Below are 14,991 nucleotides of genomic sequence, written 5' to 3' on the forward strand. Positions count from 1 at the left end.
ACGATTGATTAAGTCAATTGGGTAAAACCACCTAATATTTCAATAAAAAATATCCCCGCAATTGGGGATATTTTTTTGGTATGTTGGGCAATCAAATCAAAAAGTTTAAAACCTAATCTTAGATTTAAGAGCCTAATTTTGGCTTTGCTAGCTTCATACAAGCATTCGTTTTATTAGTACTTTAGCTCAATAATCTCAATCCAATAGCCATCAGGGTCTTTAATGAATGCAATCTCCTTCATGCTGCCATCTTCAGGGCGTTTTTGAAACACCACTTCATTGTCATCAAACCATTTTACCGCTTCTGTCAAATCTGGCACACTAAAACAAATATGTCCAAATCCACGAGGGTCGCTGTTGCCATCATGATAGCTAAATTCGGCATCATCTTCTGTGCCATAATTATGGGTCAATTCCAAGATACTGCGTTGGCGTGAAACATAAGCGGTTAGGTTTTCTGCATTTGGCAGGTTGTTGCGTTCTTCTTCGGTTAATTTCGCCAAAAAATACAAATCAAACTTTGCATCAGGAAACTGGCTATGGCGAAGTAGCGTCATGCCAAGCACACCTGTATAAAACTCCAGTGATTTTACAGGGTCTTTAATGCGAAGCATGGTGTGGTTATAAACAAAACCCTCAGACTGCACTGGAATATCTTTAACACCCGTAGCACTCAAAGATTGGGTCGGTTGTGAAATTGTCATCATATCTCCTTACATTCACTTTTCATTTAACAATCAATTAAAGTTTTACCATTTAGCTAAAAAAATTAACACGGCCTGTGGCAACATCATACTCTGCACCAATGATGGTCAATCGACCTGCATTTACCATATCCTCTAAAATACGAGAGCCGTGTTTGAGCTGACTTACCGACATACGCACATTGGCACGCACGGCACGGTCAATAAACTCATCTATATCAATCTCGCCATCGCCTGCTGTGGCTATCTCGTGCAAGTTATACACACTGGGGCGAATTCTATCTACAATGGACTGTAAGTTGGGCGAATAAAACTGCTCTGGATTGGTCAATGCCTCCACACAAGCGGTTACCGCACCACAGTGGCTATGACCAAGCACTACCACAAGCTCTGTGCCAAATTTATCGGCAGCAAACTCAATCGAGCCAATCTGACTTGGGGCAACCACATTGCCTGCCACACGAATCACAAATAAGTCGCCAAGCCCTTGATCAAAGATAATTTCCACAGGCACACGAGCATCCGAACAGCCCAAGATGATGGCATTTGGGCATTGTTCTTTAATAAGCTCAGGCGGTGGAATGCGTAAGAACTCAGTACTGGTAAGATTCGCCACATAGCGTTCATTGCCCGCTTTTAGCATCTCAAGGACGGTTTGGGCGTCTCTATTTTTCATGATTTTCCTTGTAATTCGTATTCAAAATTACTCACTACCAGGCACTTGCGATGTATTAACATTGGGTGTTGGTACAGACTTAGATTCATTTTTTTGCTCACTTTTAGATTCTAAAGCCGACTCTTCTACCTTTGGCTCATTTTTAGACGCCCTGCCCTCTTTTAATTCATCTGTCTTTGATTTAGAGACTTTGCCATCAAGCTGTAGCACACCAAAGACAGTTTGGGCGTCTTGACCTGCCTGCTGAATCTGCATGGTCTGTTCTTGTGATTGCTCATCACCCTCGTTAAGCTCCTCATCGGTGCTGGTGGTGTCCTGCACAGGAATTTCATTGCGAGTTACTTGCAATCTCACCTGTCTAACTTGGCGGATGGATAAATCTCGCACCGTCTCGCCACGCTCATAGTCATCAATGATTTTTAGGTAGTCTGTCATTGGCACAACACTCAAAGCGATACTGCCTGTCAGTCCAAAATCTACCGTTTTAGCAGCGGTATTAGCAAGTTCAACGCTATTAAAATTGCCATAAGTTAGAATATATCTGGGATTTTGATTGTCATCAAGATAGCGAAAATAAGCAAACTGGTTGCGATCAGTTGGGCGTAAGTCTAGGTAGTTGGTGATGATTTCATTTTGGCTGACATCCATGAGCTGAACGGTGTATTTTTTGCCTTTAAAATAATGCTTATCCTTAAATTCGGTCGGATAAGCACTCAAATCTCGCACCAAAATTGAAAAGTCAATGGGTGGCACTTCTTTGTTTAATTCCCCCAAAGTCTCAATATGTGCAGGCATCTCTACCGCTTGGCTCTTGTCTTGCTCACCACCATCAGTACTGGTGGTAGTCGGTGCACTGCTAGCAATCCACAAGATGAACCAAGCAAGCGACATCGTCCCTGCCAAAACCAACCAATATAAGGCTTGGCGACGAAAATACTTCTCTTTCATTGCGGCGGTTGTCGCCATAGTCATACCTTTTTAAATTGCTTTTTGATTATTGTAGCAAATTTCAACCGATTGATAAATAATCATCAATAGATGTCAGAACTTTGGTCAATTTTTGCACATCAAAATCCGCCGTTACAAACCCCTTGCCTATGCCATCAAGCAACACCAAACGCATTTTGCCCGCCTGCACTTTTTTATCATGCCCCATCAAGTCAAGAGCTGTCGCTACTTCTATCGCAGGTGGCTTAATGGGCAGATGAAATTTATGTAGCAATCTTGCTACTCGGCTAACAGACGCATGATCAACAAGCCCCATTTCACACGACATGGCAAGTGCTTGCATCATGCCTGCCGACACCGCCTCACCATGCAACCAAACACCATAGCCTTGATGCGTCTCTATCACATGCCCAAAAGTATGCCCAAAGTTTAGCAACGCACGAAGTCCTGATTCTCTTTCATCAGCAGCGACAACATCTGCCTTAAACTGACAACAGCGATGCACCATCTGCATGAGTATATTTCCATCACGAGCATTGATGGCATCACTGTGAGTCTCAAGCCAAGTCAAAAACTCTGCATCTAAAATCAAAGCATATTTCACCACCTCAGCAAGCCCTGCAGCAAACTCTCTAGGTGGCAAAGTATCAAAAGTAGTCATGTCTGCAAGCACCGCCACAGGCTGCCAAAACGCCCCAATCATGTTCTTACCACGAGCATGGTTGATGCCTGTCTTACCACCCACTGACGAATCAACTTGAGCAAGTAGCGTGGTTGGCACTTGAATAAAATTCACACCACGCATGAAACTTGCCGCTGCAAAACCAACCATATCGCCAATCACTCCACCACCCAATGCGATGAGCATACAATCACGAGCAAAGTGATGCTCAAGCAACACATCGTAGATATGATTAATGCTGTCTTGGTTTTTGTGGTGTTCGCCATCTGGCAGTACGCAAGTCGCCACCTTATAACTTGCTGCACTCAATATTTCTACCAATTTATCCAAATAAAACGGTGCAACCACATCGTTGGTAACAACAAGCACCTGCTTGGATTTAATAAATGGCATGATGGGTGTTGCCAAATCCAAATCGCCATTGGTATCTTTTTGGCTTGCGGTAATAAAGATGGGGTAATCGTGGCTTTGTGTATGTACAATTAAATCATGATTTGTCATCATAAACCTGCGTGATTGGTTTGGGTTATGGGTTTGTTGCTGATTGGGATTTTGGTGATTGCCTGCCGCCATCATTGCACCAAAATTGTATTGTATTAGACCATATTAATGATATGCCATAACGGCACAGTCATTTTAATATTTATCCATCTTGCTGCTCTTTGGCATAGTCTGCCAATCTATCTAAAATATCAGACACCATCTGCTTTGGATAAGCACGCCCTGTTGGTACGATGATGGTAGCAACCTCCTGATATAGCGGATGGCGTTTTTCATAGAGCTTATCTAAGACCGCTCGTGGATTTTCTGTTTGTAGTAATGGGCGGTTTTTGTCTTTTTTGGTGCGAAACAGTTGCGTATCAACATTGGCATCTAAATAAATCACCAAACCTGTTTTTAGTAGCTCTCGGTTCTTGGCACGACCAACTGCACCACCGCCTGTCGCCATGACAATATTTGTCAGGTCAGTCAGCTCCATCAAGGCACGAGTTTCTCTATCTCGAAAACCCTCTTCGCCTTCTTTGGCGAAAATCCACGGAATATCCGCTCCTGTCTGTGCCACGATATAATGGTCGCAATCTACAAAATCACGCCCCAAATGCTTTGCCAGTAGCTTACCAATGGTGGTTTTGCCTGCACCCATCGGACCGACCAAAAAAATAGGTGGTAGCATCTTAGCAAGCCCTTCACTCGTCTTTTCAACCACGACATCTTCAATGATGGCGTTATCACCTTCAAACATTCACAGCTCTTGTATTAATGATATCAAAATGCCCTATCATACAACCTTTGGTAAAATCTTGCTAGTATTTTATGTGCTTTTTTCGTGGTTGTGCTACTGTATAACATTGACTCTTAGACCAGTTGGTTAAGTTTTCATTGTTTGCACACAATCATCATGGCATGAGTCTGGGTGTAACAAAAATAAGCAATTCTTCTTTATTATCACGGCGATTATCTTGGCGAAATAACCTACCCACAATCGGTAGGTCGCCAAAAAATGGTACTTTGGTTACGCCATGTTGATTATTTTGCCGATAAATACCGCCTAGCACCACCGTTTGCCCATCATCAACGATGACATTGGTCTCAAGCGAATCTTCTTGAATGGCGATTGCCCCCAGATTGCTAACAGGCGTGCCATTTTTTACATTCAATTTGAGCGTAATTTTACCATCTGGAGTGATGGTTGGTGTCGCCTCTAAGACCAAAGCCGCTTCTTTAAAGACCACATTGGTTGCACCACTTGAAGTCTCTTCTTCATAGGCAATCTGCATACCCGATGAGATACGAGCTGTCTGCTTATCTGCGGTAAGAACCTTTGGTGTGGAGATGACCTCACCTCGCTGATCTGCCTGCATGGCGGACAGCTCTAAATCAAGCAAAGCATCAGGTAGATTGACCAATCCAAAAGCAATTCGTCCTACAGGATTGGGTGCACCCAAATTGACCGATAAGTTATCAGGTCGGATAGCGGTACTGCCACCGGTGCGTCTTAAATCCCATAAAGTATTGTAAGAGCTGCCGATTTGTAGATGATTACCATGCGACAAGACCCCAAAATTCACACCAAGCTCTCGACTAAATCCATCATTAGCACTGACAATTCTTGCCTCAATCATTACCTGCTTGACAGGCACGTCAAGCCTTTCAACAAGAGCTTGGATTTGCTCAATATTATCCTTAATATCCTTGATGACAAGCGTGTTGGTGCGAGTATCAACATTTGCCACGCCTCTGGCAGACAACATACCCTCTTTATTCTCACCATCGCTTTTGTAGGTGATTAGTGCTAACAAATTTTTGGCATCGGCATAATTGACACGAATGTACTGAGTATCCAAAGGAAGATATTGCTCTGCTTGTCGCTTGGCTAGGGTATTTTTTTGGGTAACTTGAGCAAGTTCGGTGGGCGATGATATGATGATGACACCATCTTTTTCCTGTTTGATGAGATGCTTGGTCTCAACAACAATGTCAAGTGCTTGCATCCATGGCACATTATTAAGACGCAGTGTCATATTGCCGATCACCCCATCACTAGCGACAATATTCGCCCCGCCTGCGTGTGCCAATACATCAAGCACTGCACGCACAGGCATATCCTGAAATGCCACCGAAATCCTATCACTGCCTTGTGGTGTATTAGCAAGCGATTCACCACATAACATCAGCACACATAGCAACCACAGCTTTTTCATTTGATTTGTTATCCTTTGCTTCTTATTGTCTTTTGCCATCTTAAGATGTCTAATGTGTTAAAGGCAGCTGATGCGTCTGCTCATAATACCGTCCATCTGCTTGCATCATCGCTTCGGCAATCACAACAAAATCCCTACCAACTTGACGAACCTGCCCATGATTTTGCCCCACATACTGCCCCACCTGTACTCGATGTACCAATCCATCAGCACTGGTGATGAGTGCTATTCTTTGTCCGTTTTGTTCAATAAAACCCTGATAGCGAAGTGTACTCATTGGATACCGCTCTAGCTCTTGGCGTATTCTATTTGTCTGGATGTGAACTTGCCTACCAACAGTAGGCGATTGACTGAGTCCGTTAGGTGTCATCAGATGAGCAGTCTGATTCATGGCAGAGACTTTTTTAGCATCAGCATCAGCTGATGTATTTAGCCCATTTTGAGACTGCATACCATCTGATTTTCCCTGCCCTAAGTCTTGTTTGGAAAATACCACCGCTCTTGGGGTGGCAAAAGGATTACTCTTAGCTTCATAATACGCCAACTGTCGCACCCCATTGATTTGCTTGGGTATGGGAATGGGCGTGGTGGTTGCATGAATATCTGCTAGCCTAACATCAACCTCATCAACGGTCGGTTTTTGACAACCTAACACATTGACCGCCAAGGCGGACAACACCAACAGGCAAGCATGTCTGATGAATAGCGGGTATGATAAGCGTACTATGATTGAATTATTGGACATCTTTTTTATTGTTATCTTTGGTGCGATAAGTCTTGGCGTGGACGGTCATTTGTAACTTAGTCGGTTTTGCCTGCTCGCTTTTACCCATGTCAAAATCATGTATTGTAATGATGATGGGCAGTGCGGTCAATTCACTAAACATCTTTGCCAATTGATGATAATCCCCCACCATCACCATCACAAAACCACGCTCTACGAACAGATCTTGTGGATCTTCTCTTTGTATCCTGATGTCATTCATCTGCACACCGGTTCGTGTGGCGATGGTGTGTAGTTGTTCGGTCAAAACCGACATATTAAAATGGCTAGGCATCTGCTCAAGCAGCACCGATAGCTCACCATTCATGGCGTGCGTCTGGCTTTGAATGACGGTTAGTTGCTGAGCTTTGGCATATTTTTGAGCATACTGATTAACCAATGTTTGTTCTGCCATCATCAATGCCTGATACTCTAGTGTGATGGGCTTAATCAGTAGCAACCAACCAAATCCAAGCACAAATACCGCTAATATTACCAAGACAAGTAGTCGCATCCATCTAGGTGCTGTACCAAAATTCTCCCAGTTAAGTTCGCCAAGTTGTTGCCAAGTCTGGGTGAACTTATCTTTTATGTTGTCATGCGTACTCATGGTAAGCTCTCCATCAGCTCACTTGATGCCATCTGCCCCAGCGATTCTTCTGATGACGCCCCTGCCAAATCAAGTTTTGCTGATAATACAAATCCCACCCAGCCATCCGATTGCTTAGAAAGACTGGTTACCAAGACATCACTAATGACAGGGTTATCTGTTTGCTGAAATCTTTGGGTAAATTGACTGACCATTGCTGCATCTTTGGCGTGTCCTGTGATGGTAAGCACGCCACCTGCATGACTTACCCCATCAAAATAAACCAATCCATGACTACTTAGCGATAAATGCTCAAATAATCTCACCATCGCCACACGATTTTTACCCAAATCATACACCAGTTTTGCTTGTTGTAGTAGTGCCTCTTGCTCGCTTTCAAGGGTTGCAATACTGGCAATTTGTGCATCAAGCATGCCCATGCGAGCCAAAATATCATCATTGATTGCCTGCTGATGGTTCAAATTTTGTTTATGATAAACATAAGTGCCAAACACAGCAAACAATGACAATGCCAATGCTGCAAGCAACCATCGCCGAAATTGCTCGTTTTGTTTTAATTGGCGTAGCTGTCGCCATGGCAACAGATTTATTTTTGGTATGGTATTCATCACACCACTCCTTCATCTGCTCGCATCGCTACACCACACGCCACCACCAAGGACGGCAACAGCGATAAGCTGTCATCACCCAAAGGGTAAGCAACATCCATATGAACAAATGGGTTGGCAAGCTGTACAGACTTATGGCTAATACGAGCAAATTCTTGCACCAACGACTCATCAGCCAGTCCGGATAATATCACCATATCTGTATTCATTTGCACACTTGACTCATGGGCGGTGAGTATCTTTAATAGCTTTTGTGCTTTATCTTGGCATGATGGATTTGCCGGAGTATCTAATTGTGTTGTCCAATCTGTCAAATCACAAACTGGCGTCTGTCCATCATGACACCCTGCTTGATCAGACACCCTACCCCCATCAAAACGAATTTCGTAAGTTTGAGTTACCATCTGCTTGGCATGGTCATCAGATGGCAACTGGTGCAACTTCACATCATCTTGAATGAACGAATCTTTGCGGTGCAACTGCAAAAAAGTATCAAAATCCATGCCCACATCACCATTCTCATCATCGCCATTCTCTTGACCTATTACCTTGCTCGGCTTAGCACTCAGCTTGGTTTTATCTTTGTTGCCATATATGTCATCAAGCGTATTGGTGGCATTTAGGTGTTCTTTGTGATGATTAAATCCTACAAATACACCATCTGGCTCAATCTGCACTGCATACAAATGCGTCTTAACATCATCAATGTGCAGTACACAAACATGACCCATCAAGGTCTGTACCGTATGACTAAGACCTCTTGCCAAAGCGTACTCTTGTACATCAAGCACATTTAACTCAAGTCCACAGCCAAGAGCAATTTCTACACATTCATCAATCATCTGCTCACGCATGACCACCAATAGCACATGCAATCCGGTCTCGTCAGCACCCACCACCCAAAAGTCAAAACCAACCTCATTAAGTGGATGAGAAATATACTGGCGAGCTTCTAGGCGAATATACAAATCTATGTCATCATCGCTTAATCCTATGGGCAAAACAAGCAGGCGAGTCATGATGGGTGCAGGCGACACCATCGCTACCTGTCCTGATGACACACCACACCGCATCAATAATCGAGACAGTGCCGAGCCCACCGCCACCACATTCATCTCATCACCATCTCTGATGAAAGACTCCACCCCAAAGGCTTTAACAAGAAATCCTTTGTGATGTCGCTCCAGAACCACTAATCGCACCGTGGATGCACCAATCTCTATGCCAATCAAAGGTGTGCTGGTGCGATAGATATTGATGGATGTCAAAGCATGACGAAATGCACTAAACATGGTCAATCCCTTACCCACAATAATCAAGACTATACTGATTTAGATAAAGCATTCTCTTTATCCTAGCCATTCTGATTTGGCAGGCGTCTTAATTGCTCTAGATATGCCTCTCGATGCTCATCATTACAAAAGAACCGCTCGCCATCATCTTGACCACCATTTTGCTCCAAGATACCTCGATAGGTCGCAAGCGAATGACCGCAGTGGTTGCAGATACGCATACTAATATCATCACCTTTTTTGGCAAAAAACTCTTTAGGTGGCTTAGGATACATGAACTTAAAAAAAATCTTCATCACAATCAAAATAATGATGACATTGACAATAAACGCAAACATACACTGTCCCAATAATGATTAAAATTTTTAAATAAATATTACTATACCATAAAACCCGACCAAAAACGCCAAAAGCGTAATTATTGTGCTATACTAAGGTATGCCAAGGAATCTAGCATCATATTTGGCTGATGCGTCGGCACTGTCAAACTTTTTAGTAGCGACAGACACAGCGAGAGTCATTTACCAATATCATCTGATTGCAATTCATACTCAAATTACGCCATGGCGTATTGGACTGAAAATTTGTTAAATTAGGATTATAACAATGTCAAAAACAAAAACCTTAGACCACGAAATGTCTATCCAAAGTGCCGGCACACCGCCAGGCAATATTACCTTTGCCATCATGCAAACCAACTTTTGGGTAGGTGATATTGCCGGTAATGTCAAAAAGATGAGTGCTTTAGCCCTTGATGCTAAAAGCAAAGGGGCAGATATCGTCATCTTTCCTGAACTGTCTTTGATTGGCTATCCGCCAGAAGATTTGCTACTGCGTCCCACGCTGTCTGAACGAGTTAAATTCGCCATGAACGAACTGGCCAAAATTGACGGCATTGTCATCATCTTAGGATATCCACACATCGACCAGCACGGTACTTTTAACTCAGCGGCGATTTTGCAAGGTGGTAGCCAAAAAGGCTTTTATCATAAGCAATGCCTGCCCAATTACGGTATTTTTGATGAGCATCGCTACTTTAATAAAGGCTATAATCAGGTCTTGTTTGATTATAAAGGAGCGACCATTGGACTGTTGATTTGCGAAGATATTTGGCACGACAAACCCATCGCCACCTTGAAAGAAGAAGGGGCGGATTTGGTCGTGGTTATTAACGCTTCACCTTTTGAAGTAGGCAAACAAGAAAAACGCAAAGAGCTTTTGGCATGCCACGCCAAAACGCACGAACTACCCATCATCTATGCCAACACTGTCGGTGCTCAAGACGACATCGTCTTTGATGGCGGTTCGCTATTGGTTCAGGCAGATGGTAGTGTTGCTCACGAAGGCTCAAGATTTTTAAATCAGCTCATCATGGCACAGTTTGACCCAAAAACCAAGCGTTTTGATGAACAATTAAAAGCTCCGCTTGTTTTATCCGAAGAATCTGAAATGTATCAGGCTTTGGTTGTTGGTCTGCGTGATTATGTCAATCGCTCTGGTTTTAAAGGCGTGATTGTCGGTTTATCAGGCGGTATTGACAGTGCATTAACCTTGTGTATGGCGGTTGATGCTTTGGGTGCGGATAAAGTCTATGCCGTGATGATGCCTTATGAATTTACCTCCAATATGAGCCTTGAAGATGCCGCTACCCAAGCTGCTCGCTTAAATGTTTCGTACACCGTTTGCCCAATTCATGATGCAGTAGAAGGGCTTAGAGCCACACTTGCACCACTGCTTGCCAACAGTGCTCCTGATAGCACTGAAGAGAATCTGCAGGCTCGTGCTCGTGGTACTATTTTGATGGCATTATCCAATAAATTTGGGCATATGGTCATCAGTACTGGTAACAAATCTGAAAATGCTGTTGGGTATTCAACGCTATATGGCGATATGGTTGGTGGTTTTGATATGCTAAAAGATGTCTATAAGACCGATGTATACCGTCTAGCCAACTACCGCAACCGCCTAGAAGACAATCCTGTCATTCCTGAGCGTGTCATCACTCGTGCCCCATCTGCCGAGTTACGCCCAGGTCAGACCGACCAAGATAGCCTGCCTGATTATGAAGTTCTGGACGCCATTTTGCGTATGTATATCGATGAAGATTTGGGTTATAAGGCAATCTGTGCGACAGGCTTTGAACCCAATTTAGTAGAAAGAGTGCTACACATGGTGGATAATGCCGAACACAAACGCCGTCAAGGGGCAATCGGCACCAAAATCAGTCAAAAATCATTCGGTCGAGAGCGTCGCTACCCATTGGTCAACGGCTGGTCAATCACTGGGGAATTTTAATCTCCTTATCAATACAATAAAAAGCATCGAGATATTCGGTGCTTTTTATTATCACGCCATCAAACAGCATAAACCAAACCATCAGAATGATTGTTGCAATGGGTGCAACAAGTCTGTTAGTCCTTTCACTCACTCCCAACAAAAATCTACGGTTCATATTTGTAATCCATCAATATTTATTCTATATTATTAAAAGATGAAAAACATTCTATGTTGACAATTTCATTATTGATGCAACTAAATCTTCGTAGTCAATACATTGATTAAGTTTAAATACACATCGTAATAATTAGGATAAAATTCATGAAGCACTTTAAATTAACCAAAATTTCCATTGTAACCGCAATCTTATTTTCAGCGACTTCAGTTATGGCCAATTCAAACACATCAGCCCAATTAGACGGCACACAATCTGACCCCATCACACTTGGTATCATGCAAGGGTTTCCACCACCTGCCGATAAAACCGTTAATCTTGCCAATGCACAACAATTTCCTCAAATCCGTTGGGCATTTAGCAATGTTCGCAGTATCACCCCCACTAAGGTTGTCTCCGCTGCTCGTGAAGGGCAATATCAATTTCCGACTGCGATTGATGACAACATTGGCAAAATCATGTTCACCCCACAGTTTTTACCCAAAGACCAACGCCAGCCTTTGACCGTAGAAGATGCTTTTGCTCGCAAAGTCTATGGCGATTCAATGATAGTATTACACAAAGGTCGTATCGTCTATGACAAGACCTTTAACAATGCCTACAACCCCATTGATGGCACACACCTGCTCATGTCAGTTACCAAAAGTTTTACAGGCACGCTTGCCGCTCAGCTGATTCATGAAGGCGTGATTGATGACACCAAGCCTGTCACTCACTATGTGCCAGAACTTGCAAGCTCAGCATGGGGAGATGCTACCGTGCGTCAAGTGCTTGATATGACCGCATCACTAGATTATAGTGAAGACTATGCCGACCCTGATGCAGAGATTGTCGCTTTTGGTAAAGCAACCACACCTGGTCTGCAAGAAAAAGACTATGATGGTCCAAAAAATACCTATGAATTCTTAACAACAGTGGAAAAAGAGACACGCCCGCACGACACAGGATTTGAATACAAAACCGTAAATACTGATGTCATGGCTTGGATCATCGCTCGTGCCACAGGCAAGAGTGTGGATGTGCTATTCTCGGAACGATTCTTTAAGCCAATGGGGGCAAATGTCGATGGCTATATGCAGATTGACGGTGCTGGCATTCCTTTTGCAGGCGGTGGCATGAGTATGAATCTGCGTGATATGGCAAAGTTTGGCGAAATGATGCGAAATGGCGGACAATTTAACGGCAAACAAATCATTGCAAAAGAAGTTGTGGCTGACACCATGCGTGGTGGCGATCGTGCCAAATTTGCCACAGGTGGCTACCCCAACCTAAAAGGCTGGAGCTATCGTAATATGTGGTGGGTAACACACAATGACAATGGTGCGTATATGGCTCGTGGTATTCATGGTCAAGCCATCTACATTGACCCAAAAGCCGAAATGGTCATTGTTCGTTTTTCATCCAACCCTGTGGCAAGCAATGCTCATAACGACCCTTGGTCGCTACCTGCTTATCAAGCGATTGCTGATTATTTGATGAAAAAATCTTAATAACCAAACCAAAAGCAATGCCAAAATAGTCGGCATCATACCAAGGTGGCAATCTTACCACCTTTTCATAAAATCAAGGAGATAGTCATGCGTTTACAAGACAAAATTGCCATCATCACAGGTGCAGGCTCAGGCTTGGGTGCTTATACCGCCAAAGCTTTTGCCGAACAAGGAGCATCTGTCGTCATCGCTGATATTAACAAAGAGGCAGGACTTCAAACCGAACAAGAGATTCTTGCAAATGATGGTAAGGCAGTGTTCATACCACTTGATGTAACCAGTGAAACTTCATGGGCATCACTGGTGGAACAGACCATTACCACTTTTGGCAAGCTCGATGTACTGGTCAATAGTGCCGGTATTGTCATCTCTAAGCCAATTGAAGACAGTAGTTTAGAAGATTTAAAAAAATCTTTCGCCTTAAATGTCGAAGGTCCATTTTTAGGCATCAAAGCAGTTGCTCCTGCCATGCGTCAAAATGGCGGTGGCTCTATTGTTACCATCGCCTCTATGTCAGGTATTTTGGGACTAAGCCGCGCTGCACCTTATAGCACCTCCAAAGGAGCTGTACGACTGCTGTGTAAATCAGCAGCGATGGATTTTGCCAAAAAAGGGGATAATATCCGTGTAAACATCGTCAACCCTTCTTATGTTCGCACACCCATGCTAGAATCAGTATATAGCGATGAGCAAATCAAATCGCTTGAGAGTTTTGTACCTTTAGGGCGTTTGGGTAGCTTGGATGATGTCGCCAACGCAATCATTTATCTTGCTTCTGACGAGTCGTCCTTTGTTACTGGTTTTGATTTAAATCTTGATGGTGGTTTTACCGCCGGTAACTAACCCCAAAACCGCCCAAAAAATCCTTGGGCGGTTTTTTATGTCCAATACAGCAAGTGCCAAGTTTTTATAAAATCAGCATACTCTGTAAAAATTGTATGAAAAGTCGCATTTAATAATACAAAAAACACCCCATTTATAGGGGCGTTTTTTGTTTGCAGAGCAAAATTAACCGAATAGATGATCAATGGCTGCACGCTCTTCTTCTAGCTCATTTAGCGTGATGTTGATACGCTCTTGGCTAAATTCATCAATTTCCAAACCTTGAACGATGGTGTATTCGCCATTCTCGGTAGTTACAGGGAAACCGAACATGACACCTTCTGGGATACCATAAGAACCATCAGATGGGATACCCATTGTTACCCACTCACCATTTGTGCCAAGTGCCCAATCACGCATATGGTCAATGGCAGCATTAGCAGCAGAAGCGGCTGATGACAGACCACGAGCTTCAATAATTGCTGCACCACGCTTACCAACAGTAGGCAAGAAAGTATTAGCATTCCATTCTTGATCGTTAATCATGTCTTTTACAGATTCACCGTCAATGGTTGCATAGCGGTAGTCAGCATACATGGTTGGGCTGTGGTTACCCCAAACGGTAAGTTTTTTAATGTCTTTGACTTGTTTGCCAACCTTCTTCGCTACTTGAGTTAAAGCACGGTTGTGATCTAAGCGTAGCATGGCAGTGAAGTTCTTAGCAGGTAGATCTGGTGCTGACTTCATGGCGATATAAGCGTTGGTGTTAGCAGGGTTACCCACAACCAATACTTTCACATCACGGCTAGCCACATCATTTAGAGCTTTACCTTGCACAGTAAAAATCTTAGCGTTTTCTTGAAGTAGGTCAGCACGCTCCATGCCTGGACCACGGGGTCTTGCACCAACCAATAGTGCATAATCAGCATCTTTGAACGCCACATTTGGGTCATCTGTACCAATCACATCAGCCAGTAGTGGGAATGCACAGTCATCAAGCTCCATAATGACGCCCTGTAGGGCTTGCTGAGCTTTTTCATTAGGAATTTCTAGAAGTTGTAAAATCACAGGCTGGTCTTTACCAAGCATCTCACCTGATGCGATACGAAATAGTAGGCTGTAACCAATTTGACCTGCGGCACCAGTTACCGCAACACGGACAGGTTGTTTGCTCATGACATTATCCTTTTTATAGAAAAAGTGAATTTTGGGTAATTTTGTAACTTCAAAACCATTTCAAAA

15 protein-coding genes are annotated in these 14,991 nt (G+C 43.4%); 3 read left to right on the forward strand and 12 right to left on the reverse strand.

What is annotated here, in order from left to right:
• Positions 1 to 173 precede the first annotated feature (173 nt).
• The 11 genes from gloA to LU276_RS07185 form a co-directional block, all read right to left on the reverse strand.
• Positions 174 to 704 (reverse strand): lactoylglutathione lyase, encoded by a 531-nt coding sequence (gloA, locus tag LU276_RS07135; protein WP_284674610.1) that lies wholly within the window; start codon positions 702 to 704, stop codon positions 174 to 176.
• Positions 705 to 756: 52 nt separating this feature from the next.
• A complete protein-coding gene (locus tag LU276_RS07140; RefSeq protein ID WP_284673172.1) occupies positions 757 to 1,380 on the reverse strand; it encodes a carbonic anhydrase in 624 nt (207 codons plus the stop codon).
• Between the two features lie 27 nt (positions 1,381 to 1,407).
• A complete protein-coding gene (locus LU276_RS07145) occupies positions 1,408 to 2,346 on the reverse strand; it encodes a hypothetical protein (RefSeq protein ID WP_284673173.1) in 939 nt (312 codons plus the stop codon).
• 43 nt (positions 2,347 to 2,389) lie between these two features.
• Positions 2,390 to 3,511: a 3-dehydroquinate synthase gene (gene aroB, locus LU276_RS07150; RefSeq protein ID WP_284674611.1), complete on the reverse strand. Its 1,122-nt coding sequence runs from the start codon at positions 3,509 to 3,511 to the stop codon at positions 2,390 to 2,392.
• A 142-nt stretch (positions 3,512 to 3,653) separates the two neighbouring features.
• Entirely contained in the window at positions 3,654 to 4,184 is a 531-nt protein-coding gene (locus LU276_RS07155; protein WP_418001292.1) for a shikimate kinase, read from the reverse strand.
• Positions 4,185 to 4,407: 223 nt separating this feature from the next.
• Positions 4,408 to 5,712, reverse strand: coding sequence for a type IV pilus secretin PilQ (locus LU276_RS07160; RefSeq protein WP_284673175.1), 1,305 nt, complete (start codon positions 5,710 to 5,712; stop codon positions 4,408 to 4,410).
• 49 nt (positions 5,713 to 5,761) lie between these two features.
• Positions 5,762 to 6,457 carry a pilus assembly protein PilP gene (locus LU276_RS07165; RefSeq protein WP_284673176.1) on the reverse strand — a complete coding sequence of 232 codons (696 nt, stop codon included), beginning with the start codon at positions 6,455 to 6,457 and terminating at the stop codon, positions 5,762 to 5,764.
• Positions 6,447 to 7,085, reverse strand: coding sequence for a type IV pilus inner membrane component PilO (locus tag LU276_RS07170; RefSeq protein ID WP_284673177.1), 639 nt, complete (start codon positions 7,083 to 7,085; stop codon positions 6,447 to 6,449). The genes LU276_RS07165 and LU276_RS07170 overlap by 11 nt, the downstream gene beginning before the upstream one ends.
• A complete protein-coding gene (locus tag LU276_RS07175) occupies positions 7,082 to 7,693 on the reverse strand; it encodes a PilN domain-containing protein (protein ID WP_284673178.1) in 612 nt (203 codons plus the stop codon). Before LU276_RS07175 ends, LU276_RS07170 begins: the two co-directional genes overlap by 4 nt.
• Positions 7,693 to 8,985 (reverse strand): type IV pilus biogenesis protein PilM, encoded by a 1,293-nt coding sequence (gene pilM, locus LU276_RS07180; protein WP_284673179.1) that lies wholly within the window; start codon positions 8,983 to 8,985, stop codon positions 7,693 to 7,695. The genes LU276_RS07175 and pilM overlap by 1 nt, the downstream gene beginning before the upstream one ends.
• Positions 8,986 to 9,047: 62 nt before the next feature.
• Positions 9,048 to 9,323, reverse strand: coding sequence for a hypothetical protein (locus tag LU276_RS07185; RefSeq protein WP_284673180.1), 276 nt, complete (start codon positions 9,321 to 9,323; stop codon positions 9,048 to 9,050).
• A 298-nt stretch (positions 9,324 to 9,621) separates the two neighbouring features.
• Between LU276_RS07185 and LU276_RS07190 the strand changes: the two genes are divergently transcribed.
• From LU276_RS07190 to LU276_RS07200, 3 genes are all read left to right on the forward strand, one after another.
• Positions 9,622 to 11,280, forward strand: coding sequence for an NAD+ synthase (locus LU276_RS07190; RefSeq protein ID WP_284674612.1), 1,659 nt, complete (start codon positions 9,622 to 9,624; stop codon positions 11,278 to 11,280).
• Positions 11,281 to 11,583: 303 nt separating this feature from the next.
• Entirely contained in the window at positions 11,584 to 12,927 is a 1,344-nt protein-coding gene (locus tag LU276_RS07195; protein ID WP_284673181.1) for a serine hydrolase domain-containing protein, read from the forward strand.
• Between the two features lie 87 nt (positions 12,928 to 13,014).
• Positions 13,015 to 13,770: an SDR family NAD(P)-dependent oxidoreductase gene (locus tag LU276_RS07200; protein ID WP_284673182.1), complete on the forward strand. Its 756-nt coding sequence runs from the start codon at positions 13,015 to 13,017 to the stop codon at positions 13,768 to 13,770.
• 165 nt (positions 13,771 to 13,935) lie between these two features.
• On the opposite strand, the gene LU276_RS07205 is transcribed toward LU276_RS07200, so the two are convergent.
• Positions 13,936 to 14,925 (reverse strand): malate dehydrogenase, encoded by a 990-nt coding sequence (locus LU276_RS07205; RefSeq protein ID WP_284673183.1) that lies wholly within the window; start codon positions 14,923 to 14,925, stop codon positions 13,936 to 13,938.
• Positions 14,926 to 14,991 lie beyond the last annotated feature (66 nt).

The sequence above is a fragment of the Moraxella haemolytica genome (assembly GCF_030177935.1).
Taxonomy (GTDB): Bacteria; Pseudomonadota; Gammaproteobacteria; order Pseudomonadales; family Moraxellaceae; genus Moraxella; species Moraxella haemolytica.

Excerpts from the sequence above, each read along its gene's own strand:
- gloA (WP_284674610.1), bottom strand. The coding sequence starts at position 704 with ATGACAATTTCACAACCGACCCAATCTTTGAGTGCTACGGGTGTTAAA.
- LU276_RS07140 (WP_284673172.1), bottom strand. The coding sequence starts at position 1,380 with ATGAAAAATAGAGACGCCCAAACCGTCCTTGAGATGCTAAAAGCGGGC.
- LU276_RS07145 (WP_284673173.1), bottom strand. The coding sequence starts at position 2,346 with ATGGCGACAACCGCCGCAATGAAAGAGAAGTATTTTCGTCGCCAAGCC.
- aroB (WP_284674611.1), bottom strand. The coding sequence starts at position 3,511 with ATGACAAATCATGATTTAATTGTACATACACAAAGCCACGATTACCCC.
- LU276_RS07155 (WP_418001292.1), bottom strand. The coding sequence starts at position 4,184 with ATGCTACCACCTATTTTTTTGGTCGGTCCGATGGGTGCAGGCAAAACC.
- LU276_RS07160 (WP_284673175.1), bottom strand. The coding sequence starts at position 5,712 with ATGAAAAAGCTGTGGTTGCTATGTGTGCTGATGTTATGTGGTGAATCG.
- LU276_RS07165 (WP_284673176.1), bottom strand. The coding sequence starts at position 6,457 with ATGTCCAATAATTCAATCATAGTACGCTTATCATACCCGCTATTCATC.
- LU276_RS07170 (WP_284673177.1), bottom strand. The coding sequence starts at position 7,085 with ATGAGTACGCATGACAACATAAAAGATAAGTTCACCCAGACTTGGCAA.
- LU276_RS07175 (WP_284673178.1), bottom strand. The coding sequence starts at position 7,693 with ATGAATACCATACCAAAAATAAATCTGTTGCCATGGCGACAGCTACGC.
- pilM (WP_284673179.1), bottom strand. The coding sequence starts at position 8,985 with ATGTTTAGTGCATTTCGTCATGCTTTGACATCCATCAATATCTATCGC.
- LU276_RS07185 (WP_284673180.1), bottom strand. The coding sequence starts at position 9,323 with ATGTTTGCGTTTATTGTCAATGTCATCATTATTTTGATTGTGATGAAG.
- LU276_RS07190 (WP_284674612.1), top strand. The coding sequence starts at position 9,622 with ATGTCTATCCAAAGTGCCGGCACACCGCCAGGCAATATTACCTTTGCC.
- LU276_RS07195 (WP_284673181.1), top strand. The coding sequence starts at position 11,584 with ATGAAGCACTTTAAATTAACCAAAATTTCCATTGTAACCGCAATCTTA.
- LU276_RS07200 (WP_284673182.1), top strand. The coding sequence starts at position 13,015 with ATGCGTTTACAAGACAAAATTGCCATCATCACAGGTGCAGGCTCAGGC.
- LU276_RS07205 (WP_284673183.1), bottom strand. The coding sequence starts at position 14,925 with ATGAGCAAACAACCTGTCCGTGTTGCGGTAACTGGTGCCGCAGGTCAA.